We start from the raw sequence: 24,133 nt of genomic DNA, 5'->3' as shown, positions 1-24,133 counted from the left end.
AGGTTTGTGCCATGCCCGGTTCGCACACGGCGGACGAGCGGGAAGGCACATCATGGGAACCATCACCGTCGGAGCCGAGGGCTCGACCAGCATCGAGCTCTACTACGAGGACCACGGGGAGGGGCAGCCGGTCGTCCTGATCCACGGCTACCCGCTTGACGGGCAGTCGTGGGAGAAGCAGACCGATGCGCTGGTCAAGGCCGGCTACCGCGTCATCACCTACGACCGCCGTGGCTTCGGCCGGTCGAGCAAGACCATGACGGGCTACGACTACGACACCTTCGCCGCCGACCTGGACACCGTACTGACGCAGCTGGACCTGCGTGACGTGGTTCTCGTGGGGTTCTCGATGGGCTCGGGTGAGGTCGCCCGCTACCTCGGCGTCCACGGCTCGCAGCGGGTGGCGAAGGCGGCGTTCCTCGGCTCGCTCCAGCCGTTCCTGTTGCAGACGCCGGACAACCCCGCCGGTGTGCCGCAGAGCGTCTTCGATGGCATTGCGGAGCAGGCAGAGGCCGACCGCTACGCGTGGTACGAGAGCTTCTTCGTCGACTTCTTCAACACCGACGAGACGCTCGGGACGCGGCTCAGCGAGGCCGCGCTGCGGGCGAACTGGGCCACTGCCATCGGCTCGGCGCCCATGGCGGCGTACGCGTGCGTCCCGGCGTGGCTGACGGACTTCCGGGCCGACGTGGAGCGCATCGATGTGCCGTCGCTGATCCTGCACGGGACCGCCGACCGCATCCTGCCGATCGACGCCACTGCCCGCGAGTTCCGCCGCCGCGTGCCCGATGCGCGTTATGTCGAGATCGACGGCGCTCCGCACGGACTACTGCTCACCCACGCAGCCGAGGTCAACGCCGCTCTGATCGACTTCCTCACCGCCTGAAAGCCGGCGTCTTTCCCCCTGCACGCCACGGAACACTCGAACAGGATCGGGCGCCTCTCATGAACGGGATCATGGAACCGGGGGCCACTGCCCTCGTTCCGACTTCGTCGCAGACCCGGCACCTCGCATCGGACGCTGACTGCGACGCCTTCATCAAGGACATCTACGACCAGTACGGCTCTCTGCTCGTCCGATACGCCACGCGCCTGCTGGATGGTGACTGGCACAAGGCAGAGGACATTTTCCAGGAGACCGCGGCCCGCGCCTGGAAGCACGCCCGCTTCCTGGGCAGCCGCAACGAACGCCTCAGACCCTGGTTGTTCACCGTGGTCAGAAATCTCGTCATCGACCACTACCGGGCGCGCCAGGTCAGGCCGTTGGAACTCATGCCCGTAGAGGAGCTGGACACATCCAGCGACAGCACGGCATCCACGATCAACTCCCATGTTGTGGTGCAGGCCCTGGGGGAGTTGAACGAGCAGCAGCAAACCGTCATCCGCCTCATGTACTTCCTGGAATGCAGCGTAAATCAGGCTGCCGAGCACCTCGGCATACCGCCCGGCACCGTCAAAAGCCGTGCCTTCTATGCCATGCGGGCGTTGCGCAAGGCGCTGGAGAAGCAGGGGATCCTGGGGGTGTAGCCGCCGCGAGGCCACGTGCCCGCCGGAGCTCTCCCACGGGCCCCGCATTGCCGGTCTCATAATCTTCAGCGGGGTCTGTGGTCCAAGCTGGGAAGTACCACACAAGTGAAGTACGAGCGCAGGTACGCCGCGTCGGGGTCTGCCCCCGTCACTCGCCGGCGCTCTTCGCTCAGCCGGGACGGGGCTGGAGCTGGGCTTGCCTGTGTCGTCTGCATGAGGGATTCCACTCTCGGTAGCGCTTGTCGGGATTAGGTGACGGGGCGGGGACTGAAACTGCGGTCACGGACGCATGGGACGTACGAGCTCTGCCCGGTGCCCGTCGTCCGCCCGAGCGAACCCCGCACGCGCGGTTCGGGATCCGTTGCCGGATGAGCTGAACCCACGGCGGGCTCCCGCCGTTCCTAGCCTCGGGCTCATCAACGCCCCACAGAAACGAGCTGCGCACGTTTCTGCCAACGGCAGTCGTCGGCGCCCGCGACCAGGACGTCGGCGCCTCTCACGAAAGGACGGCACTCCTGTGCTGGTTATCAACAACTCTCTGCCGGAGCGCGAGCGCGAAACCGCGGGTGCGGCGCTGCAGGCGACCCTGGCCGACCTTCTCGATCTGTCCCTGGTGGCCAAGCAGGCCCACTGGAATGTGTACGGCCCGCGCTTCCGCTCGGTTCACGTCCAGCTCGACGAGGCCGCCACTGTTGCCCGGAACCACGCTGACACGGTGGCCGAGCGTGCGGCCGCCTTGGGCGTCAGCCCGGACGGACGGGCCGGGACCATAGCGGGTACCAGCGGGGTGCCCGCCTTTCCGTCAGGCTGGACCAAGGACAGCGACGCCGTGGAGGCCCTGGTGCGCGCGCTCTCCGCGGTTGCCGAAAGACTGCGTGAGCGCATCGTCGAGATCGGCCCGGTGGATGTGGTCACTGAGGACCTCCTCATCGGACTCACGGCTGATCTGGAGAAGCAGAGCTGGATGTTCCAGGCGGAGAACCGGGTCTGATCAGTCCCCGGTTCCTGCGAGGCGATCTCCGCCCTGCGCTCCTGGCGCCGGGCGGAGATCGCCTCGCGGACAAGGGCATCGGCGGGTCTTGGTCTGGTTCGCGGCATCGGTGCGAGGCCACAGTGGTGTTCGCCCTTGCCACGTCCAGGCCGAGATGATGTCGATGTCGCCGGTGTCGATCACGTGCATCCTGCAGCCGTGCTTCTGCCCGGCCTTGTCCACGGCGCCGATCGCCACATGCACATGATGAAGAGCCTCCCGACCTGCGAAGAGCCGGTGGTCCTGCCCCTAATCGGCGCTGGGTCAGTGCCTCCGGGCTCGGTGACACACCCCCTCGGATCATGGTTAACAAGGGGGGAAGTCATGCCGAGCCCGGAGGTCGGCAGCCCCATTGCGGGGCCACGAAAACGGGCACCGGGGCGGGTCGGCAGCGCGGCGACACTGCCGCCGAGTAGTGGGTATGCACGTCGATACGGGTGCCGGACGCACAATCGCCTTAGCTGAGGACACACGGGATATGGCGCGCCGAACATGCCCGCCGGGGACCGCCCGCTCGCTGCAGCGGTCCCGGCGGGCTCTGCCTCACGGCAAGGCGGCGCAGTCGGTGGATTTGCGTCGGCGGCATGGGGTGGTGGGCGGCAGTCGGCGGTCAGCTTTCGAGCCGGGTGCCACGGCGCCATACGGCCCGGGTGTTGAGGGTGTCGCTGATGGTGGTGGTGGGGTCGCCGTCGACGAGGAGCAGGTCGGCGCGCAGGCCTTCGGCGATACGGCCGCGGTCGGTCAGGGCGAAGCGCCGGGCGGCGGTGGAGGTGGCCGCGCGCAGGGCCTGTACCGGGGTGAGGCCCGCCCGTACGAGGTACTGCAGCTCGTGGTGGACACTGGCGCCGTGGGCGAGTCCGCCGAGGAACGGCAGCGCCATGGACACATCGGTCCCGGCCAGGATGTCGACACCGGCGTCGTGCAGCGCGCGCACGGATGCCAGCACGTCGGTGATGTTCCCCTGCGGGTAGTGGTTGAAGCTGCTGCGCAGTGTCTTCGTCCAGGCCTCGTCCAGCCGGGACGCCACCCGCGGGTCGTCGGCCAGCTCGTCACCGCTGATGCCCATCATCGAGGCGTCCAGCACGACGCAGGGCACGACGAAGGCGCCCGAGTCCCGGATCAGCGTGATGATCTCGTCGGTGTGCGGGCCGTCCATGAACAGGTGGACCAGGCCGTCGATGCCGGCCTCGATCGCCATGCGGGTCGCGTCGATCGTCAGTGTGTGGGCGACGGTGAGCATGCCGAGCCGCTTGGCCTCGGCGACGCCCGCGTCCAGGGTTGCCCGGTCGAGCATCGGCAGGCCGGGGTGGCCTTCGATCGAGCCGTCGTCGACCATGAACTTGATGTAGTCCGAGCCGCGTTCGATCAGCTGCGGAATGAACCCGACGGCCTGCTCGGGGGTGGTCGAGAACGGCATCAGCGGCGCCGGCCCAGCCGGCCGGGCCGTACCGGGCGGCGGGCCGGGACGAAAACCCTCGGGGAACAGCTCGCTGGGGTGGCCGCCGGGCGGGGTGATGCCGAATCCGGAGGAGCGCACGTCTGCCAGGGCATCGTTACCGGTGATGTGCGCACGGTTGTCGGCGGTGTTCGTCCCCTGCATCTCCAGCTCGGTCGTCACCCCGAACCGCAGTGCCAGAGCGAGAGACTCCGCATTGGTGTGGACGTGGGCGTCGATCAGGCCGGGCAGCAGCGTCCCGCCCCGCGCGTCCACGACCTCCGCGCCCGCGGGCGCCTGCCCACCGACCGCGAGGATCCCGGTGTCGTCGATGACGACGGTGCTCGCCTCCAGTGTCCGGTCGCCGTCGAAGACCCGTGCGTTGATGATGGCCGTGGCGCTCATGACTGTTTCCTGTCGTTGTCCGTCCAGGGCGGTCACCGGTCCCGCCGGCCCCACCAGTCTCCTGCGAAATGCAGATGCATGCATTATTGCATGCAATTGTGGTTCGCATTGATCTGGGGTTACGCTGTCAGGTGTGACCAGGGGAGACGAGACTCAGGACGACGCGCTGCTGAACGCGGTCGGCGCGGCGTTCGCCCGACTGCGCCGCCGCACCGCCCTGGTGGACGTCGATCCACCCGTCACGCGCAAGGACATGGCCCGCAACCAGGTCATCAACATCGTCGACGAGGCCGACGGCGAGATGACCGTCGGTGGCATCGCCTACCAGCTCACCGTCGACTCCTCCGTCGCCAGCCGGATGGTCAGCGACTGCATCACCGCAGGCCTTCTCGTACGCGCCGCCTCCCAGTGCGACGGCCGCCGCACCGTGCTCCACCTCACCCCCGCGGGCATCGCCCTGCGCGACCGCTTCAGCAGCCAGCACCGCCAGGCCTTCGAGCACATCACCCGCGACTGGTCCCAGGCCAAACGCCTCGAATTCGCCCGGCTGCTCGTCGACTACGCCGACGCCGCCGCCGAACTCGGCACCCGCACTACACCCTGAACGGCCACGGATACGCCCGCGAGAGTCCGCACCCCCACCAGTCCAGCCGTGGACACCGTCACCTCCGTGCGGCCCATCGTGATATGCCACCGCCGTCGTGCGGCTCCTCGCGGATCGGACGCGAGGCCTGCTCAAACACTGCGTGAGCACGACCCGGACTACGTGCTGCCGGACGGCACCCTCAGCGAGTGCGACCGCATGGGCGACGGAAGCGCCTATTGCGCCCACAAACACCGGCGCCACGGCGTGGACGCGAGGATCGTCACCGATCCCGAAGGTCGGCCTTCTGTGGATCTCGCAGACCTTGCCGGGCCGCGCTCAGGAACTGACCGCCGCGCGCACTCACCGCCTCATCCGAATCCGCGAGCGCCAGGACGTTCCGATCGTCGCCGACCGCGCCTGCACCGGTGCTGACTCCTGGGCCGCGCCGCCCGCTCAACGGCGAACTGTCACCGGCCGTACGGACGCTGAAGCGGGCACTCGCCCAGGCCCGCGCACCTGTCGAACGAGGCGTCGCCCGCCGGAAGCTCCGGCGGATTCTCCACCGGAGCTGCCGCAGCCCGAGCCGCACGACGGACATCGCCGCCACGGCTCCGCCCTGGAGAGGCGACGCCGAAAAGACTCGATGGACCCAGCGCAGCGACGTCATCGCTGATGAGGACCCGCTGTCACCTCATTCGCGGCGACGGACGCTACCAGATCCTGATCTTCGTGATCTTGTGGATGGAGAGGTTACCGAAATGCCACTTGTCCACGGTCCCGCTGGTCGCCGGCTCGCCCAGCCTCGGCACGTACTCGAACGTGACCTTGTTGTCTCCGGTCCAGATCCGGTCCACGCCGTAGATCGCCACGCTCTGCACGCCCGCGTTGGCGAAGCAGAGGTCGCCGCCTGCGTTGTGAAGCTTCAGGAGACCCAGTCCATTGCAATCGGTGCGGTTGATGGCGGACGCCGACGAGGCAGGCAGCACGACGGCCATAGCTCCGGCCGCCGCGACTACCGCGAGGCGTGTGATGAAGCGCTTCACTGGTGAGTTGTTCCTTCCATGGTGGTGTGGTGCCGCCGAGAGCCGCAGCGCACGGCGGCATCGCAGGGACGCATGCACGTCCAATCAGCGCAACGTAGAAAAGGGTGCTCCCGTTCACCACTTGAGCGCCTTACTTCGGGCGCGGTCGCGGTCTCCATGAACAGCGGGGCGAGCTGCCGCGCGCATCTCCGCCTCGGTCGGATCAAGCTCGGCACTCGCGGGCCGTACGAGGACCTTGAGACCGTGGACGCCCGAATCGTCCTGCACCTCCGCCGAGAAGCTGAGCGGCCCGGCGCGGCTGCTCGGCGGAGTTACGCAATGGGGCTGGTCATTCTTCACGGTCGGCTCCGTGGCGGGTGAGGCCACGGCGAGGCCACCTGCAGTCAGGTGGCGGGTGAGGCCATGGCGAGGCCACCTGCAGTCACCGCGCCGATGGCGGCGACGCCGATGAGGGACGGGAGGAGGATGCGCTTGGACATGGGAGGTCTCCTGGTTCATGCGGGGGCCGGCGTGGTGTGCCTGGCGATGCGGCCGGGAGGTCAGGGGCGAAATAGACGGTGACACCGTCTGCGGAGCCGCCCCTGGGCTGTCTCCCCGACGTTCTCGGGACTAGGGCCCGGGGCCCGGTCCGGTCCTCGGGAGGCCGGATGATCGCCGTGTGCAACCAGGGGTGGAGGAGCCTCCCGTCCGTCCACCGACAGGTCGCCACCGCCCTCTACCCCGCAGACCGGCATCCGCATCGTCCGGGTCCGACGGCTCGCGATCGGTACGCGTCCGCCCTGGGGCGGCACGGCGGAGTGAGAGGGCTTGCGCACGGGTTCCGTATCCGTCCCTCGCGGGAGCCGCATGTGAACAGATGCCATGACCTGCTGCGATACGTGAACCGCTGTGACGTTCAGCCCGTTGAATGAGCGAACGGTTGTCGTCCGGAGTGGAGAAGAACATGGTCGTCGAGGGAACGAGCACTGCCCGGTTCGAACCGGTACGAGCTGCGCTGGCCGCGCACCTCGAAGCCGGCGAGGAGTTGGGTGCGTCGATCGCCGTCGATGTGGACGGGGTCATGGAAGTCGATCTGTGGGGTGGCCACGCGGACCAAGCGCGGACCGTGCCGTGGCACCGGGACACCTTGGTGAGCCTGTGGTCGACCACGAAGACCCTCACCAATCTCGCGGCTCTTCTCCTCGTCGACCGGGGCGCCCTGGATCTGCAGCGCCCCGTGGCGCACTACTGGCCCGAGTTCGCCGCCCAGGGAAAGGAGCACATCGAGGTGCGGCACGTCCTGTCCCACACCTCGGGACTTTCCGGCTGGGAGCAGCCCTTCTCCATGGAAGACCTGTACGACTGGCCCACCGCGAGCGCCCGGCTGGCCGCGCAGGCCCCGTGGTGGGAGCCGGGCACCGCTTCGGGCTACCACGTGCAGACTCAAGGACAACTGGTGGGAGAGCTTGTCCGGCGGGTCAGTGGCCGTACGTTGACGGAGTTCGTCGACACCGAGATCGCCAAGCCGACGCAAGCCGATGTCCAGATCGGTGCGCGTCAGGCCGACTGGCCGCGCATCGCCGATCTGGTGGCCCCCTCGCAGCTTTCCGGGATACCCACCGGCCTCGATCCCGAAGGGATCTTCACCAGGACGTTGGCCGGAAGCCCCGCCCGTGACGAGCACGTGGACACCCCGCAGTGGCGCTCCGCCGAACTCGGAGCCGTCAACGGCCACGGCAACGCACGAGGTCTGGCCCGTGCCCTCTCCGTCATCTCACGGCGTGGTCAGGTGAACGGCCTCCGGCTTCTCTCCGCGGAGACGGTGGACAAGGTGCTCGATGTACATGCCGACGGAGTCGACCTGTTCCTGGGCGTCCCCGTCCGCTGGGGCATCGGCTACGCACTCGCCGACCCGAGGACGATGCCGCACATGCCCACCGGCAGAATCTGCTTCTGGGTCGGCCGGGGCGGTTCGATCGTCATGATGGACCTCGACCGGGGTGTCACGTTCGCGTACACGATGAACAGGGTGGGCGACGGGATCCTCGGCTCGGAACGCACCCACGACTACATCAAGCAGGTCTACGAAGTCCTGGAATCCACCGGCTGACGTGCGCCCGACCCCCGGCTCGGCAGGAGACTCCGTGTGCGGCCACACCGGGCCCCGCGGGTCGGTGGTGAAAGTCCCGCCGATCACCGCCGCATGTACCGCAAGCTGCCGGCACAGGGCGGAACGGCCGGTGTCGAGCAGGGCCCGCATCGCTGCGAAGGCCTCCCGGGCGCGTGCGACGACCGCGAACGAGCAGCCCATTTTCGGGTGAACCGGTCCGGCCGTCCGGTCGTCATACGAGACGAAGGACGCTCCACTCCCGGCGACCGGGCGAGAGCAGTGCCTCAGGACCACTCGAGCCGCAGACCCGCAGCCGCACTCTCCGTACCGCTGCCGACGACGGCCACCAGCAGGCCGATCCGTGCTGATCACATAGCGCGGGCGGACGTACGCGAACTCAGCCACCGGCGAGGCGACTCGGGGCCCTGTTCCTCGGACGCACCGGCCTGCTTCGCCCGCACGGTCCGTCGAGGACCATCAACCAACCAAGAGGATTTTCACGCATGCGCATCACTCACCTGGCCCGTCCGAGCCGCAGATCCGTGCTGCTCGGTGTCACCACGGCCGTTGGCCTCTCCGTCGCCGCAGTCACCCTGCCCGGTACAGCCGGCGCGACGCCCCACCACGCGCCACGTCCGACGATCGTGCTGGAACACGGAGCGTTCGCCGACGCCGCAAGCTGGGACGGTGTCGTCGCCCGGCTTCAGCGCGCCGGCTATCCGGTTGTGGCCGCCGCCAACCCCCTGCGCGGTCCGGCGACCGATGCCGCCTACCTGCGCAGCGTCCTCGACCACATCGACGGGCCGGTGGTCCTGGTCGGCCACTCCTACGGCGGTACTGTCATCAGTCAGGCCGCCGCGGGCCTCGAGGCCAAGGTGAAGGCTCTGGTCTACATCGCGGCTTTCCTGCCCGACGCGGGCGAGAGCTCGATCGGACTGACGAACAAGTTCCCCGGCAGCACCCTCGGCGAGGCCGTCGAGTCCGTCAACTACTCCCTGCCCGACGGCGGTCAAGGCGCGGACGTGTACATCAAGCCCGAGAAGTTCCGCAACCAGTTCGCCGCGGACGTGCCGGCGGACAAGGCCGAGCTCATGGCTGCCGGCCAGCGTCCGGTCGCCGCCGCCGCTCTGGAGGAGAAGTCCACCGAGGCCGCATGGAAGACGATCCCCTCCTGGTCGCTGGTCACCACGGAGGACCGCAACATCCCTGTGGCCGCCCAGCGCTTCATGTCGGCCCGCGCCAAGGCCCGCACGACGACCATCGACGCGTCGCACGCGGTATCCGTATCCCGCCCCGAAGCCGTCACCCGCATCGTCGAGCAGGCGGCCCGCACGGTCCGATGACCGACGGCTCCTCCCTGCCGCTCATCGCGCACCTCACCGCACAGCCGTGCCCGACCGGGCACTTCACCCTCAGACGCATTCACACCGAAGGGCAGTAACCACCATGGCGTTCATCACCGTCGACCAGGAAAACTCCACCAGCGTCGAGCTGTACTACGAGGACCACGGCTCTGGGCAGCCGGTCGTGCTGATCCACGGCTACCCGCTCGACGGCCACTCCTGGGAGAAGCAGTCCGCCGCGCTCCTGTCGGCCGGCTACCGCGTGATCACGTACGACCGGCGCGGTTTCGGCCGCTCCAGCCAGCCCACCACCGGCTACGACTACGACACCTTCGCCGCCGACCTGAACGTGGTCCTGGAGACCCTCGACCTCAGCGACGTCGTTCTGGTGGGCTTCTCCATGGGCACCGGCGAGGTCGGCCGATACCTGGGCACCTACGGCTCCGACCGGATCGCCAAGGCCGCCTTCCTCGCCTCCCTCGAACCCTTCCTCCTCAAGACCGACGACAACCCCGACGGCGTCGACGGCACCATCTTCAAAGACATCGAAGGCGCCGTCACCGCCGACCGCTACGCCTACTTCACCGCGTTCTACGAGAACTTCTACAACCTCGACGAGAACCTCGGCACCCGCATCAGCGAGGAGGCCGTCCGCAACAGCTGGAACGTCGCCGCCGGAGCCTCCTCGTACGCCTCCCTGGCCTGCGTGGCCACCTGGTCCACCGACTTCCGTGCCGACCTGCCCAAGATCGACGTACCGACACTCATCCTGCACGGCACCGCCGACCGCATCCTGCCCATCGAGGCCACCGGAGAACGTTTCCACCAGGCACTCCCGCAGGCCGACTACGTTGTCATCGACGGCGCCCCCCACGGCCTGCTGTGGACCCACGCCCAGGAAGTCACCGACGCCCTCCTCGCGTTCCTCGCCAAGTGACCGGCGGCCGGCACCCCACCTGCCGCGAGGTGGCACGCGGCAGGTTACGCACCGGGCGCGAGGCTGAGCCGTACCCCCACTGCCGCAGGGCAGGCCCGTGAGTCGCGCGAAGCATGCCGTCGAGCGGACGACATCGGTCCGCGCGCATTACGACGGCAGCACGACCGGGCAGCCGGGCGGGGGCGCCGTTCGCCAGACGTTCCGACACGAGACGCCCGCACGGCCGGGCGTCTCGCCGGTTCATGCCGGTCAAGAGCTCGATGGCCAAGTACGGCACCGCGCTCTCGCACGGGAGCCAGGCCCCACCTTCCGCCGCCCGCAGGCAGCCCGGCCACACTACGGAACGTGACTGCCGCGCGGAGTCCAGGCCGTTAGGACTGGATCGCTTCGGGTGACTCGAATGCCCCAGTGGCAGGAAGAAGGGAGTTGCGTGCAGCGGTCCTGTGCTGCGGGAGGGCCGAGCTGAACTGCGGTGTGGCGAACACCTAACCGTTGCCCGCCCGTGCGGGATCGAGCCAGACGCAGTCGGATGGAAACGGGTGGCTATGTCCGTTGTTTCGGCATCGTCGCAGGTGAGAGGCGTCACTCCGATGGGTTCGAGTCCCACCCGCCCCACCGAGCGTCCCCGGGCAGAATCGTTCTGACCTGGGGAAACCCGTTTTCTGGGGGCGTTTTGCGTGTGGCGGTCGCCTCACGGGGGTGTGGCGACCGCGGGGCTTCTGGCATCCAGGACGCGCCCTGCACGGCTGTGACCTGGACTTCTCGTGGTTCCGTGTCCGTGGGAGGGTTATGTACGCTCCCACGGCCGTTGGAGGCGTCGCGTTCCACTCAACGTGTGTCGATCTTGCACTCGCGCCCGAGCACCGTCATCGGGAAGCTTTGCATGGCTGGCTCTGGGCGGAAGCCTGATGCCCGAGGCGCTGCCTCAACCGGCGGGAGGTGGGGAGGTGGTCGCGTTTGAAGACTTCGTGCCCGCCCCCGGCAACTGGCTGACCGCCGGGGGCGGGTAGACCGAGCCGGGCGGTGAGGAACCTTTTCCAATTCCTGGGCGTCGCGCACGCCCCGCACGGCGAGTCTCTCGCGCAGCGGGCCAGGCCGGCTTACAGGCGCTGTCTCGCTCGTGGGGGCCGCGACACCGCGCCCGCGCCCGACGACGGGGGAGGCGAGGCGGGTGCCGAGTGCAATGAGCGCGTCGAGCACGTGCGACGACAGCGGGCCAGCCGGACGGCAGTAGCGTGCCGGTGAGGTCCCCTAGTCGAGCGGTGTTCAGATCACGACGTCATCCGCAGGACGCGCAGCCGATCTGCGGCGAGATGCCTGCCCCGTCGGCATCAACGGAAACCACTCGCTTTGTATGCAGCCGGGTCCACCAGGAATTCATGACGCTCCCGTCGGGCCGTCAGTGGAACCATCACTAACGTCATGCCTGTCAGGCGGCAACGGGCTTCTTCTTGGCGCTCTTGTTCGGTGCCTTGGGTGCGAGTTGGGCGATGCGCTGGTGAGTGACGCCGAGCATGCGTCCTGCTTCGGCCTGCGTCAGTCCGAGGCCGACGAGTGTCTTTGCTGCTCGTGTCATCGCTACGCGGCGGCGCCTCTCTGCCTCTTGTGCGGCAGCGTCGGCTTCTTCGGCTTCCCGAACGACCCTGAACATCGCCGGGTCGGCCGGGATGAGGTCGACGGTGTAGGCAGCCGGATCGTCCTCGATGTCCAGAACGAGGCTGACCAGATCACGCGCGTTGTCGTGGGCCTCGGTCCAGGTGAGGCCCTGCGTGACGTTCTGCTCTCCTTTTGGAAGGCCGTCGATGCTCACGACCCAGAAGCGCCCCTGACGCTCTGCTGTTGCCTTGTGCGTGGTCATTCAGTGCGCCCCTTTTTGCTCAGTTCGATGATGTGCGGACTGTTGGCCCGGAGGCCGAGGGGGCTTACGCCTCCTCGGCCGTCCGGATGATCGATGCGGCGGTGCCCTCCGCGATCTCGGAGTGCCGGGGGACATGGACTTTGGCGGCGCCGATCTTGTACGTCTCGTGCCGACCCCGTCCGCTGCCTTCCGGCCCCGTGAAGTCAACCTCCTTCTCAGCTGCGATCTGCTTCAGCCGTTTCATGAGGTCTCTTCGCTTCACGCCAGTGATTCTAGTCTGGATTGAGTGCAGACTCAAGCGAGACTAGAAATCTAGGGTGCATCTGTCTGGAAGCCTCCGACCTGCAGCGGTATGTTCCAGTCGTCGCCGTGAATCGCGGCCGATGCCCCTCCCGTCATGAGTACCCGACCTCAGCCGGCGCACCCCCGGAGACGAACCTGCGACAGCCAGCCGACATGGCCCTGACTCGCTCCGTGGATCTCACCTGCACGGTTCCGGGCCGCCGCAAGCGGAACATCTCAAGCGAATCGACGGAGGGGGCGGGGCGCGATGGCTGATCACATCGAGCACTCACAGGCCGTTTCCTGGGAGGGTCTTGCCGAGGAGTTCTTTTTCACCGACGCGGAGAAGGACCGGATCCAGAAGGGGGCACAGGCGTTGGTTCTGGCCTCCCGTGTCCACCGCCTCGCCGAGTTGCGGAAGCGGCAGCACACCGCGCAGGTCCAGGTCGCCGAAGTCATGGGTGTCACCCAGGCCCGCGTCTCCCGCATCGAGAAGGGTTAGCTGCAGCGCAGTGAGGTCGACACCCTGGCTGCCTATGTCAAGGCGTTCGGCGGCAAGCTGAAGATCTTCGCCGGCTTCGGTGATGAGGCGTACGTCCTCGGCTGACCCGATCTGCAAGCTGTGGCCCAGGTTTATGACTGGTACACCGCTATCGCTCCATAGTTGTCCGGCGGGGGCGGAGGTGGGTTCAAGGGCGTTCTCGATGTGGGGAGTTGCTGTCCCGGATGCAAGTGACCCTTGGGAGCACTCCTTGGGTTAAACCCTTGTGATCAATGCAAGGGTTGGGCATGCTCGACCCATGACAGAGAAGAAGCTCCGCCTCATCCCCACAGGCACGTGCTGGTGCGGCTGTGAGAAGGAAGTCGGCCTCGGCAAGTTCTTCGCACCCGGCCACGACAAGGTCGCCGAAGCCGCCGTCATCGCCATCAAGTACGGCTCTTCCGTGCCCGAGTTCCTCCACACCCACGGCTATGGGCCCCATCACTCCGTCAGCCGCGCTGCGGTCGACGCCGGCGTCTGGGAGGAGTGCCGCGAGTGCTCCAGCGAACCTGGCTATCGAGGAACGGCGGAGAGCATCGCCAATCACAAGCGCAAGTATCACCGCGCCGAGCAATAAGGCCCACGCCCGTGACCATCGCGCAGATCTTGGAGAAGCCCATCCGAGCCCTCGGCGGCACCTGGGACACCCGGCGCGCCGTGACCGCGCTCCGCGACGCCGGTCACGGTGACGGAGACCAGCGGCAGCAAGAGAAGCGAGCCCGCGAAGCCCTCCGCGATCTTGCCGCAACAGGCGTCATCGTGAAGATCGACCCGGACAGCGCCACCTACCGACTTGCCGAGCAGTGAGCACGCCCATGAACCGAAAGACGCCGTGCTTGGGGCAGGCGCGGCCGAACTTTCGAGAAGCGTATTCCCCGGCCCGTAATGGTGCATGGCCGCAGCGCCCCACAACTGCGTCGCTATCGCGATCGGTTGGAAATGATCATGTGAGTCCGAGGGGCGCCGGCGGCCGGGTCAGATCCCGTCCGTGATGGCGTAGGCCCTCGGTGATGTTGTTCCGCCCTGCCAGGCGGAGCACACCGACGGCGAGCTGATGCAGGGAGGGCATCGCCCGCGACGCACTGCTGGTCCGCACCTGAGCGGCATACTTCCGCACGTCGCACCCCTGGCGACATCACGATCCGATGATTTCACCGTCGGCCCGTCCGCTACGGAACGTAGCCGCGCCGTGGGTTGGTAACGGTGTCAGGGGGCTCACGAAGTTCGCCGCAGCCCGGGTGATCCGTTGCCCCTCGAATGTAACTCCGCTCTACGCCTCGGGGGCCGTGGTCGCGCTGAAGTGAAGAAGGGCTGGTGCAGCGAACGCTGCACGGTCCCCCGTTCCAGCCGGATCGAGGAGGATGCAGCCGGATGGAAACGGGTGGCTATGTCCGTTGTTTCGGCATCGTCGCAGGTGAGAGGCGTCACTCCGGTGGGTTCGAGTCCCACCCGCCCCACCATCAACCCGAGGCAGAATCTTTCTGACCTGGGAAAACGCGTTTCCGGGGGCGTTTTTGCGTGCAGCGGACGTTGCTGTCACGCGGCTTCTTCGGAGGCTGCGGATACTGCGGGTGCGAGAAGTTCACTGCTGCATGTGGTCCGGCCGAAGGAGCCGATGGCGGTGCCACGTTGGATGTGCTTGCCGCCTACGGCGAGGGTGCAGCTGGCCGTTCCGCCGTTTTCTCCGAGGGTGACGCTGACGATCGAGGAAGCGCCGAGCGGGACGCTCACGGTCTTTTTCCACGGGAGACGGGCGTTCGTGACCACGGTCGCCCTCGCTCCACTCGGGCCGCGGTAGGAGATGTCGGCGGTGCCCTCCCCGAGTACCTCGTAGGTCACGGTGGCGGCGGGCATGGCTTGCCGGGGTGACGGCGCTTCGTCGGGGTCGAGGACTCCGTACGCCACGAACCCGCCGCACGCGAGGAGTATCGCCGCCGCGACGGCGATGCCTCGGCGGTCGATGCCGCGATCGTCCCGGGCCTCGGAAATCTCTGTGGTCTCCGGGTTTTCTGACTCCTCCGGGCTTGCCGGAGTTCCTGTTGCAAGCATGGCCACACTTTCGGTCTAGGCAAATTCGCTTGGGTTATACACCATCGGTATCGATAGATGCCCGGCGATGGATATGTCGGGCAAGCTGCCCTCAACCGCCATCGATCACCGCAACGAAATGCCTGCTATGTGAATGTGGTTGACGGGCCCTCACCTCCGTGATGAAGAATCCCCCCGCCGTGACCGGCTCGCCTTTCGCGAGGCCATTTCTCCGCATGTGAAGTGGCCTGGTTTGACATGCCTCGAAGGGTTCCGGTCCAGGTCAGATCCAGTGTGACCGGCGACGGAGTGTCCGCGCCGGCGCATATGGATGCTCCCATTCCGCTTTGGGTGGGATGGGCTTCCGCGAAGGGAATGGCGTGAAAGCAAGATATGGGCGGGCGATAGCCTGCCTCGTGGTATCGGCGGTTGCCGGGACCATGCTTCCGCAAGTCGCCTACGCGGCACCGGTTTCGGGTGATCGCGACGAGGGTATTCTCCATGACTTTGCGGACTGGTTCTCGGACGACGACAAGGGGCCCGACAAGCCGGACGAGCCGTCGACCGGTGGAACGCCGGTGCTGCCGAGCCGTGAGAAGTTGCCGAAGGGCAAGGCGGCCGGTAAGGCCAAGCGTGTTGCCGAACTGACCGGGAGCCGCACGGCGAACGCCCGGTACTGGAAACTCTCCGACGGCCGGGTGCAGGCCGAGGTGTCGGCGGTGCCGACCGGCTATCGGTCGGGCAAGTCCTGGAAGGACATCGACCCGTCGGTCACCAAGACCCGGGCCGAAGGCTTCGAATTTGTCAACACGAGTAACACCGCACGCAGTTGGTTCGGTTCGAGCCCTGGCAAGCTGCTGAGGTTCGAGGCCGGTGACGGGCATGCGGTGACCCTGGGGCTTCAGGGCGCGGGCAAGCTCGCTCCCGTGGCCAAGGGTGACACTGTCACTTACAGGGACGCCGTGGCCGGAGCGGACCTGTCGTACCAGGTGGGTCCGGGCCGGGTGAAGGAGAACATCGTCCTGGGCCAAAGGCCCACGAGCCCGGTCTCCTTTACCTTCACGCTGGACGCCGGCGGGCTGACACCGAAGCAGGGTCGGGACGGATCGGTTTCCTTCTACGGTGAGGGTGCAAATCCGGTACTGGTGATCCCCTCGGCCTTCATGACGGACGCGAAGAAGGACGTCCGCTCGCCCTACGGGTTCGCCTACAGCAAGAAGGTCAGCCAGAAGCTCACCAGGGCGGGCAAGGGCTGGAAGCTCACGGTCACGCCCGATGCGAAGTGGCTGGCCGCGCCGGAGCGGCAGTACCCGGTGACGGTCGATCCGACGATCTCGATCGCGCCGACGCCGACGACGGCGCAGGACGTGATGATTTCCTCGGACGGTCCGGGGACGAACTACGACGACAACTGGCGGCTGTCGGTCGGTAACACCAGCACAGGGGCCTCACGTGCGCTGATGCGGTTCCCGCTGACCGGCGTACCGGCGGGCACGAAGCTCGATTCGGCCGATCTGAAGCTGTACTACGACCAGACCCACACCGCGGGTGACACCGAGGTCCAGCTGGCGGCGCACCGCGCCACGCAGCCGTGGACCGAGGCGCAGGCGACGTGGAACAGCGCCAATACCTTCACTGGTGAGTTGTCGGGCACCTCTGTTGTCGTCGATGACGGTGACACGGGGCGGACCGCTGCGGTGGGTGCGTGGCCGGCGTCGGGGAACACCGCGTACACGCAGTACGCCACGAACCAGGACTACCTCTACAACAAGGACACGGTCGCGGGGGACACGTACTCCTGGCAGCCGAGCCTGCCGGAGGATGGTGACTACCAGGTCGAGACGCATTACGTCCCGGCCACCGACCGCGCCACGAACGCTCCCTACACCGTGACGTACAGCGGCGGGACGAAGGCGTACACCGTCAATCAGCAGGCCGGTACCGGCGGGGTCTGGAAGACGCTGGGCACGCACCCGTTCAAGGCGGGCACCCTGGGCAAGGTCGTCCTGGGAGACGGCCCCGCCTCGACGTCTACGACCGTTCTTGCGGACGCGGTGCGCTTCACCAAGGGTGGTGTCGTCACGAAGAAGCCGGGTGAGCTCAACACCTGGCACACCTTCCCTGTCACCAAGACCGTCCAGTCCTGGATCGACGGCACGAACGCCAACAACGGATTCGTCATCAAAGCCGGTGACGAGAGTGTCAACGGGCCCAAGGGTGGGCCGCGTTACGAGGGCAGTGAGTTCGGCTACGCGGGTGAGTCGGCGAACTATCCGAAGCTGGTGCTGACCTACGGCCGCCAGGGCGTCGACCTCACCACCCCGACCACCATCCACGACACCGGTGCGGAACTGAACTGGTCGGCGTACGTGGATCCATCGGCCGTGAGCACGGACGATGACCTGGTCGAGTACCAGGTGCACCGTTCCATCAACCAGACGTTCACCCCGTCCGCGGCCACCATGGTGGCGCCGGTGGCGCCGGGCACGACGTCGTTCACCGACACCACCGCGGTCCCGACCCGGGCCGATGACGTGGACCCGTTCGGCCGCGCGTACTACTACATGATCGCGGTGAAGACGAAGGACCGGCAGGTCCTCCCCGCGCAGACCCAGCTGGCCCGCCTCCCGAAGGCGGGCCGGACGACAAAGGTGCTGGAGGCGTCCGCCGACACCACCCTGTCCTCGGCTGAACCCTCGCTGGCGCACGACGCGCTCACCGAGGGCGGTCCGCAGAACTGGATCTCCGCGGGCAACAACTCCCTCACCTACGGCAAGACCCGTGCCCTGCTGAAGTTCCCGGCCCTGGGCATTCCTGCGACCGCGCGTGTGCTGGATGCGACGGTACGTCTGTGGGGCACCCAGACCAGTCAGGACGCGGCCGGAGCGGTCTACGAACTCCGACCTTTGACGCGGGACTTCGATGAGACGGCCACGTGGGTGAAGGCGGACGCCGCCACCACCTGGACGGCCCAGGGCGGTGACGTCGGCGCGGTCGTGTCCGACAACGGGTCCAAGACCAACGACCCGGCGCGCCACGACTGGAACGTCACCTCACTCGCGCAGTCCTGGGTGAGCACCCCGACGTCCCAGAAGGGCGTCGCCATAAAGATGGCCGACGAAACCCTCAAGCAGGAACGCACCCTGTTCCTGTCCTCGGAGGGAGCCGAGCCCAAGCTCCACCCGAAGATCGTCGTCACGTATATCGATTCGACGACCGGCTCGACGTACTTCGCGCCGCAGACCCCGGCCCGGATGACGCCGAACACCACCTACACGGTCGACTTCAACCTCACCAACACCACCACGACCACGTGGAAGGCCACCGACCAGGCCCTCACCTACAAGTGGGCCCTCCCCGACGGCACCGACGTCACCAACGGCGGCAACCAAATCCAGACCACCCTGCCCCGGGACGTCGCACCGGGTGATTCGGTCAGCCTCCAGGCACAGGTCAAGACCCCGATCAACTCCGACTCGGGCAACAAGCGCACCGACTACGCCCTGACCTGGGACGTATTCAACAAGACGACCAGCACCTGGGTGTCAGGCACCGCCGGCATCCCGGGCCTGAAGCAGAACGTCGCGGTGGAGGACCCCACCTCCAACCAGCTCGGCTTGGAGAAGTTCTACTCCTACGCGGGCAAGAACACCGGCGCCGGCTCCACCGTCATGAACAACACGGCCTCCGGGAACAGCGTCTGGTCCTACAACGCGTTCTCCAACCCCGGTCGTGGCATCAGCACCTTCGCCCGCTTCTCCTACAACACACTCGACACCTCCGACACCGTCCTCGGGCACGGCTGGTCCGGCCAACTGGCGGGGCCCACCCGCCTGGGCGCACCGCTGGAGTTCCACCCCAAGCCCCACCCGACCGAGGTCAAGCTCCCGGACGGTGACGGCACCACGCACATCTTCGCCAAGCAGCCTGACGGCAGATGGAAGGCCCCGGCCGGCGTCCACTACAAGCTGGAAGCCAAGCCGGGACTCGACTGCACCCCGCTCAAGGACCCGATCCCCGACGCCTGGACCATGACCCGTCCGGACGGAACTCGGTTCCTCTTCGGCTGCGACGGCTACATGACGTCGACCGTCGACAAGAACGGCAACACACAGACCTACACGTACGAAGAGCGCAAGTCGAACAACAAGCCCACCAAGTTCCTCAAGTACATCACCGACCCGGCCGCCCGCCAGAGCCTCACCGTCGAGTACTACGCCAAGGGTGAGGCCGGCACCAAGGTCGACGACCACGTCAAGTCGATGACCGACATATCCGGTCGCAAGGTCACTTTCGAGTACTCCGACAAGGGCCTGCTCACCAAGCTCACCGACGGCGCGGGCTCGTCACAGCCCAAGGTGTTCCTCTTCGAGTACGACGCCACCCAGGGCAACAAGAACGTCAAGCTGGTCAAGGCCACCGACCCCCGGGGCAATGCGACCGGCCTGGCGTATTACTACCCGAAGGAGGGCGACGACCCGAAGTACCACTGGTGGACCCAGTCCCTCACCGACCGGCTTCAGGGCACCACCGGGTTCGTGTACAAGGTGAACGCGGCCAACCCCAAGTTCACCGACACGACGGTCACCGACGCCGAGCAGCACAGTTCGGCCTTCGTGATGGACGACTTCGGCCGCGCGGTACAGACCGTCAACGCCAAGTCGCAGACCACGAAGCTCCTCTGGGACGCGGACAACAACGTGACGTACCTCGAAGAGGCCAACGGCGCCAAGACCGCGTACTGCTACGACCAGAAGACCGGCTACCCGCTCTGGCAGCGCGACGCCGAGAACAACAAGAGCGGCGTCCCCGAGCAGAGCGAATGCGCATCTGGCGTCGCCCCGGCCAACGCACAGAAGTACGAGTACAAGCCGCGTCCCGACGGCTTCGGAGCCGACCTGGCCAAGAAGATCTCGCCGGAGGGCCGCACCTGGCAGTTCGGCTACGACACCTTCGGGAACCTCACCAAGGTCACCGACCCGAAGGGCGTAGCCACCACGACGGTGGACGACTACACCACGACGTACGAGTACGACGTCTTCGGCCAGCTGACCAAGGCCGTCGACGCCAACGGCAACGCGACCGTGAACACCGGCTTCGCGGCGACGGGCTATCCGGCCACGATCACGGACGCGCTGAACAGGTCGACCGCGTTCGTCTACGACGAGCGTGGCCAGGTCACGCAGGTCACCGACGCACTGTCCAAGAAGACCACCCAGGGCTACGACGTCTTCGGCCGTCCAACCACCAGCACCTCGCCCAAGGACCAGAACGCCGGCGTGCTCATCACGACCCCGGCTCCGGTCTACGACGCGAACGACAACGTGACCCTGTCCAAGGCGCCCAACCTGGCCGAGTCGACCGCCGTCTACGACGCGGCCGACCAGCTGATATCGGCAACCGCGCCCAAGGACACGACCACCGCCGACGAGCGCGTGGCAACGTACACCTACGACAAGGTCGGCAACCTCAAGAGCTCGACCGAGCCCAAGGGGACGCTGACCACGACCACCCCGGACGACTTCCGCACAGTCAGCACGTACAACGAGATCTACCAGCTGACCTCGGTCTCCAACATGGTGGGCGACAAGATCTCGTACGAGTACGACAACGTGGGCAACGTCACCAAGGTCATCGACCCCAAGAAGAACGCGACTGCCGACTCCACCGACTTCACCAGCAAGACCGTCTACGACCTCAACCACCGGATAACGACGGTCACGGACGCCGCGGGCAAGTCGACGTCCAGCACGTACGACAAGGACTCGCTGACGCTGTCCTCGACCGACGCGGAGAGCAACACCACCCTGATCACCTACGACGAGCGGGGCATGCAGAAGGAGGTCAAGACCCCGCACGATGGCACCAGCCCCATCACCTACCGCACGGTCCGGTACGAGTACGACCAGGTCGGCAACACCACCAAGGTCCACTCTCCGCGCGGTACCGCCACGGGTGCCACCTCCGAGGACTTCGTCCAGGAGACCACCTACGACCAGATGAACCGGCCCAAGCGACAGATCCAGCCGTACGACCCGAGCGACACGCGCTACAACCACAAGGTCTGGTCGGAGACCGAGTACGACGAGGTGGGCCGGGTCAAGAAGACCTCCCTGCCTCCGTCGGAGGGGCAGACGGTCCGCAACGACACCGTTTTCCAGTACTTCGACAACGGCTGGACCAAGAATTCCACGGACCCGTGGGACATCGTCACCACGTACGACTACAACAACCTCGGGCAGCAGACCGCCCGTACGCTCACCTCGGCAGGCGGTTCGTCCAACCGGACCATGACCTGGGGCTTCTACCCGGACGGCAAGCTGAAGTCCAAGGCGGACGACGGCGTGCCGGTGGGCAGCTCGGTGGTCCTGGTCGACAACTCCGACACCCAGAACACCTCGTCGACGGGGACCTGGACGAAGGGCAGCATCACCGGCCAGCAGGGCTACGACCACCAGGTCTACGCCGCCGGGACCGGTACCGAGGCGTTCACCTGGAAGCTCAACATCCCGCAGGACGGCGCCTACACGGCCTACGTCAAGTACCCGAAGGTCACTGGCGCTGCCACGGCGGCGAAGTACACGGTGACGCATTCCGGCGGTACCACCGACGTGGCCAAGGACCAGAACGCGAACTCCGGGACCTGGGTCTCGCTGGGCTCGTTCACCTTCACCCGGGGAAATGCGGCCAAGCTTCAGCTGGCCCGGAACACCGGCGGCGCGGTCGTCGCCGACGGCGTGAAGCTGGTGCGGAACAACTCGGGCGACACGGACACCGAGAAGCGTTCGTTCTCGTACGCCTATGACGCCAATGGCAACCTGACGTCGATCGACGACACCTCGTCCGGTGCACGGGTCGACGCGTACACCATCGCCCACACGGGCCTGAACCAGGTCCAGAAGGTCACCGAGGCGCTCGCGGGCCAGGAGAAGAAGTCCACCTCCTACACCTACGACGCCAACGGAAAGCCGGAGACGGTGGTCCATCCCGACCAGCACTCCGCCTACACCTACGATCCCCGGGACCTCGTGAAGACGGTGTCGGTCGGCAAGACCGCAACCGACACGGCGCCCAAGGTCACGTCGTACACGTACACCGACCGAGGGCAGCGGCTCAAGGAGACCAAGGCCAACGGCAACACGGTGGATCACACCTACTACCTCGACGGTGTCGTCAGGACCCAAGCCGAGAAGAAGGCCAACGGCACCCTGGTGTCGTCGCACACCTACACCTACGACCCGAACGGTAACAAGTCGCAGGACGTGGCGAAGAAGATGAACGCCGACAACAACACGGCGTACCTCGACTCCACCACCGCCTACACCTACGACCCGGCCGACCGGCTCTCCAAATCGGTCAAGACCGGAAACGGCGCGGGCACCGACACGTACACCCACGACGACAACGCCAACGTCGTGTCCCAGACCGTCAAGGGCGACACGACCACGTACGACTACGACCGCAACCGGCTGCTCTCCGCGACCACCGCAGGGGCCACGGCCACGTACGACTACGATCCGTTCGGCCGCCAGCAGTCGGTGACCAGCGGTGGCAAGCTCGTTGAGCGCACCGTCTACGACGGCTTCGATCACGTCACCGAGAGCATGAGCCTCGATGACGCCGGGGCCGAGAAGACCACGAAGTACACCTACGACCCGCTGGACCGCACAGCGACCAAGACCGTGGACGCCAAGACCACCGACTTCGACTACCTCGGCCTCTCCGGCGAGGTGCTGGACGAGAAGGTGGCCGGCGAGCTGACCAAGTCGTACCAGTACAGCCCGTGGGGCGAGCGCCTGTCCCAGGTCAAGCACAACACCGACGGGACGAGCGAGGACGGCTTCTACGGCTACAACAGCCACACCGACGTCGAGACGCTGACCACCAAGGACGGAGACACCAAGGCCACCTACGGGTACACGGCCTACGGGAACGACGACGAGTCCGAGTTCACCGGGATCGACAAGCCGGAGGCGGGCGACCCGACGGAGGAGAGCTACAACCCCTACCGGTACAACGCCAAGCGCTGGGACGCCCAGTCCGGCACGTACGACATGGGATTCCGTAACTACAACCCGGGCCTCAACCGCTTCACCACCCGGGACATGTACAACGGTGCCCTCGCGGACATGGGCCTCGGCTCCGATCCGTACACCAGCAACCGCTACGCCTTCACCGGCGGCAACCCCACCAGCTTCATCGAGCTGGACGGGCACCTGCCGTGCGCCGAGGGCATCAAGGACGTGTGCGGCGGCGGCAGCACGATGACCAGCCTCTTCCTGGCACCCTCCAAGCCGGCCAGCGGTGGCGGCTACACAGAGGGCGCGCCAAGTGAGCCCAAGGTCACGTACGACGACGATTTCCCCTACGACCCCAACTCCAAGCCGACCGCGGGCGACTACGTGAGCTGGAACAAGTGGAAGGCCAAGATGATCGGTGGCGGCCTGCTCGCCTCGCTCGGCTTCTACGGTGACGGCGCCCTCGACGACGCCATACCGGCCTACGCCCGCTACAGGGAGAACACCGGGGCGGACTTCGAGGTGAACTACAACGAGGGGTACCACGAGGATGAGGCCATCGGAGCGTTCGTCGACAGCGAGATCGCCCGGGCACAGAACGCCGCGGAAATCCTCAGCGGGAAGACCGGGAAGTCCACCTTCGACATGACGGGCGGGGCGCGGAGCATGACCGGCGCCGGCCTGTACACGAAGACCGAGAACTGGGACAAGACTCTGGGCGATCACAAGATCTGGGGTAGCGCCGAAGTCACCTCACAGGGAGATAAGTTCACCATGACGGTCACGGTCCACGCCATGGACCGCTACGACTTCAACCAGGGAATGACGGACAAGGCATCGGGTGCGGCGGACGCCGAGAACGGCCGTTTCGCTACGCTCGGCTGGGCGAAACCGTTCATGGTGAGCGGATCGCTTACCCGAGTCGTCACATGGAACAGGGGAGACGTGGGAAGCAGCACGGTGGTGACCAATGGCCCGCGGTGACGTCCGTCGGACGCGCAGGGGAGTCAT

17 protein-coding genes and 1 pseudogene are annotated in these 24,133 nt (G+C 66.7%); 12 read left to right on the top strand and 6 right to left on the bottom strand.

The features are described 5' to 3' along the window. Nucleotides 1–52: 52 nt before the first annotated feature. From ACFWSK_RS22505 to ACFWSK_RS22495, 3 genes are all read left to right on the top strand, one after another. Nucleotides 53–886: an alpha/beta fold hydrolase gene (locus tag ACFWSK_RS22505; RefSeq protein WP_383789019.1), complete on the top strand. Its 834-nt coding sequence runs from the start codon at nucleotides 53–55 to the stop codon at nucleotides 884–886. 59 nt (nucleotides 887–945) lie between these two features. Continuing rightward, nucleotides 946–1,527 carry a sigma-70 family RNA polymerase sigma factor gene (locus ACFWSK_RS22500; RefSeq protein WP_383789016.1) on the top strand — a complete coding sequence of 194 codons (582 nt, stop codon included), beginning with the start codon at nucleotides 946–948 and terminating at the stop codon, nucleotides 1,525–1,527. A 517-nt stretch (nucleotides 1,528–2,044) separates the two neighbouring features. Next, nucleotides 2,045–2,518 (top strand): Dps family protein, encoded by a 474-nt coding sequence (locus tag ACFWSK_RS22495; protein WP_383789013.1) that lies wholly within the window; start codon nucleotides 2,045–2,047, stop codon nucleotides 2,516–2,518. 649 nt (nucleotides 2,519–3,167) lie between these two features. Here the strand turns inward: ACFWSK_RS22495 and ACFWSK_RS22490 are convergent. After that, nucleotides 3,168–4,397 (bottom strand): amidohydrolase family protein, encoded by a 1,230-nt coding sequence (locus ACFWSK_RS22490; RefSeq protein ID WP_383789010.1) that lies wholly within the window; start codon nucleotides 4,395–4,397, stop codon nucleotides 3,168–3,170. Between the two features lie 133 nt (nucleotides 4,398–4,530). Here ACFWSK_RS22490 and ACFWSK_RS22485 point away from each other — a divergent pair, with 133 nt between their 5' ends. Beyond that, nucleotides 4,531–5,001 carry a MarR family winged helix-turn-helix transcriptional regulator gene (locus ACFWSK_RS22485; protein ID WP_383789007.1) on the top strand — a complete coding sequence of 157 codons (471 nt, stop codon included), beginning with the start codon at nucleotides 4,531–4,533 and terminating at the stop codon, nucleotides 4,999–5,001. An 82-nt stretch (nucleotides 5,002–5,083) separates the two neighbouring features. Beyond that, nucleotides 5,084–5,656, top strand: a pseudogene (locus tag ACFWSK_RS22480) (transposase family protein); the annotation flags it as partial. Nucleotides 5,657–5,693: 37 nt separating this feature from the next. On the opposite strand, the gene ACFWSK_RS22475 reads toward ACFWSK_RS22480, so the two are convergent. Together ACFWSK_RS22475 and ACFWSK_RS22470 are read right to left on the bottom strand one after the other, a co-directional pair. Continuing rightward, entirely contained in the window at nucleotides 5,694–6,026 is a 333-nt protein-coding gene (locus ACFWSK_RS22475; RefSeq protein WP_250287146.1) for a beta/gamma crystallin domain-containing protein, read from the bottom strand. 114 nt (nucleotides 6,027–6,140) lie between these two features. Next, on the bottom strand, nucleotides 6,141–6,365 hold the full coding sequence (locus tag ACFWSK_RS22470; protein WP_383789004.1) for a DUF5707 domain-containing protein: 225 nt from the start codon (nucleotides 6,363–6,365) through the stop codon (nucleotides 6,141–6,143). A gap of 568 nt (nucleotides 6,366–6,933) precedes the next feature. On the opposite strand from ACFWSK_RS22470, the gene ACFWSK_RS22465 reads away from it, so the two are divergent. The 3 genes from ACFWSK_RS22465 to ACFWSK_RS22455 all read left to right on the top strand — a co-directional run bounded on the left by ACFWSK_RS22465 (nucleotide 6,934) and on the right by ACFWSK_RS22455 (nucleotide 10,395). Then, nucleotides 6,934–8,115 (top strand): serine hydrolase domain-containing protein, encoded by a 1,182-nt coding sequence (locus ACFWSK_RS22465; protein WP_383789002.1) that lies wholly within the window; start codon nucleotides 6,934–6,936, stop codon nucleotides 8,113–8,115. Nucleotides 8,116–8,618: 503 nt separating this feature from the next. Next, complete coding sequence (locus ACFWSK_RS22460) at nucleotides 8,619–9,458, top strand: alpha/beta fold hydrolase (RefSeq protein ID WP_383788999.1); 840 nt, start codon at nucleotides 8,619–8,621, stop codon at nucleotides 9,456–9,458. A 103-nt stretch (nucleotides 9,459–9,561) separates the two neighbouring features. Beyond that, nucleotides 9,562–10,395: an alpha/beta fold hydrolase gene (locus ACFWSK_RS22455; protein WP_383788996.1), complete on the top strand. Its 834-nt coding sequence runs from the start codon at nucleotides 9,562–9,564 to the stop codon at nucleotides 10,393–10,395. A gap of 1,429 nt (nucleotides 10,396–11,824) precedes the next feature. Here the strand turns inward: ACFWSK_RS22455 and ACFWSK_RS22450 are convergent. Together ACFWSK_RS22450 and ACFWSK_RS22445 are read right to left on the bottom strand one after the other, a co-directional pair. Continuing rightward, nucleotides 11,825–12,253: a type II toxin-antitoxin system HicB family antitoxin gene (locus ACFWSK_RS22450; RefSeq protein WP_383788993.1), complete on the bottom strand. Its 429-nt coding sequence runs from the start codon at nucleotides 12,251–12,253 to the stop codon at nucleotides 11,825–11,827. A 64-nt stretch (nucleotides 12,254–12,317) separates the two neighbouring features. Continuing rightward, nucleotides 12,318–12,515, bottom strand: coding sequence for a hypothetical protein (locus ACFWSK_RS22445; RefSeq protein WP_383788991.1), 198 nt, complete (start codon nucleotides 12,513–12,515; stop codon nucleotides 12,318–12,320). 288 nt (nucleotides 12,516–12,803) lie between these two features. Here ACFWSK_RS22445 and ACFWSK_RS22440 point away from each other — a divergent pair, with 288 nt between their 5' ends. From ACFWSK_RS22440 to ACFWSK_RS22430, 3 genes are all read left to right on the top strand, one after another. Then, on the top strand, nucleotides 12,804–13,037 hold the full coding sequence (locus tag ACFWSK_RS22440; protein ID WP_383788988.1) for a helix-turn-helix domain-containing protein: 234 nt from the start codon (nucleotides 12,804–12,806) through the stop codon (nucleotides 13,035–13,037). 298 nt (nucleotides 13,038–13,335) lie between these two features. Next, the gene (locus ACFWSK_RS22435) at nucleotides 13,336–13,653 is read left to right on the top strand and encodes a hypothetical protein (RefSeq protein ID WP_383174163.1); all 318 of its coding nucleotides are present in this window, start codon (nucleotides 13,336–13,338) and stop codon (nucleotides 13,651–13,653) included. An 11-nt stretch (nucleotides 13,654–13,664) separates the two neighbouring features. Continuing rightward, the gene (locus tag ACFWSK_RS22430; protein ID WP_383788985.1) at nucleotides 13,665–13,883 is read left to right on the top strand and encodes a hypothetical protein; all 219 of its coding nucleotides are present in this window, start codon (nucleotides 13,665–13,667) and stop codon (nucleotides 13,881–13,883) included. Nucleotides 13,884–14,612: 729 nt separating this feature from the next. Here ACFWSK_RS22430 and ACFWSK_RS22425 read toward each other — a convergent pair. Further along, on the bottom strand, nucleotides 14,613–15,125 hold the full coding sequence (locus ACFWSK_RS22425) for an MmpS family transport accessory protein (RefSeq protein WP_383788982.1): 513 nt from the start codon (nucleotides 15,123–15,125) through the stop codon (nucleotides 14,613–14,615). A gap of 419 nt (nucleotides 15,126–15,544) precedes the next feature. Between ACFWSK_RS22425 and ACFWSK_RS22420 the strand changes: the two genes are divergently transcribed. After that, nucleotides 15,545–24,106 carry a DNRLRE domain-containing protein gene (locus ACFWSK_RS22420; protein ID WP_383788979.1) on the top strand — a complete coding sequence of 2,854 codons (8,562 nt, stop codon included), beginning with the start codon at nucleotides 15,545–15,547 and terminating at the stop codon, nucleotides 24,104–24,106. Nucleotides 24,107–24,133 lie beyond the last annotated feature (27 nt).

The organism is Streptomyces sp. NPDC058620 (assembly GCF_042717135.1).
Classification (GTDB): Bacteria; Actinomycetota; Actinomycetes; order Streptomycetales; family Streptomycetaceae; genus Streptomyces.
Note: the sequence above shows the minus strand (reverse complement) of the source record. Positions and strands in the feature narration are given on the sequence as shown.

What these genes read in the sequence shown, in the direction of transcription:
- ACFWSK_RS22500 (WP_383789016.1), top strand. Translation starts at nt 946, where the DNA reads ATGAACGGGATCATGGAACCGGGGGCCACTGCCCTCGTTCCGACTTCG.
- ACFWSK_RS22450 (WP_383788993.1), bottom strand. Translation starts at nt 12,253, where the DNA reads ATGACCACGCACAAGGCAACAGCAGAGCGTCAGGGGCGCTTCTGGGTC.
- ACFWSK_RS22465 (WP_383789002.1), top strand. Translation starts at nt 6,934, where the DNA reads ATGAGCGAACGGTTGTCGTCCGGAGTGGAGAAGAACATGGTCGTCGAG.
- ACFWSK_RS22420 (WP_383788979.1), top strand. Translation starts at nt 15,545, where the DNA reads ATGCTTCCGCAAGTCGCCTACGCGGCACCGGTTTCGGGTGATCGCGAC.
- ACFWSK_RS22435 (WP_383174163.1), top strand. Translation starts at nt 13,336, where the DNA reads ATGACAGAGAAGAAGCTCCGCCTCATCCCCACAGGCACGTGCTGGTGC.
- ACFWSK_RS22425 (WP_383788982.1), bottom strand. Translation starts at nt 15,125, where the DNA reads ATGCTTGCAACAGGAACTCCGGCAAGCCCGGAGGAGTCAGAAAACCCG.
- ACFWSK_RS22440 (WP_383788988.1), top strand. Translation starts at nt 12,804, where the DNA reads ATGGCTGATCACATCGAGCACTCACAGGCCGTTTCCTGGGAGGGTCTT.
- ACFWSK_RS22455 (WP_383788996.1), top strand. Translation starts at nt 9,562, where the DNA reads ATGGCGTTCATCACCGTCGACCAGGAAAACTCCACCAGCGTCGAGCTG.
- ACFWSK_RS22490 (WP_383789010.1), bottom strand. Translation starts at nt 4,397, where the DNA reads ATGAGCGCCACGGCCATCATCAACGCACGGGTCTTCGACGGCGACCGG.
- ACFWSK_RS22505 (WP_383789019.1), top strand. Translation starts at nt 53, where the DNA reads ATGGGAACCATCACCGTCGGAGCCGAGGGCTCGACCAGCATCGAGCTC.
- ACFWSK_RS22460 (WP_383788999.1), top strand. Translation starts at nt 8,619, where the DNA reads ATGCGCATCACTCACCTGGCCCGTCCGAGCCGCAGATCCGTGCTGCTC.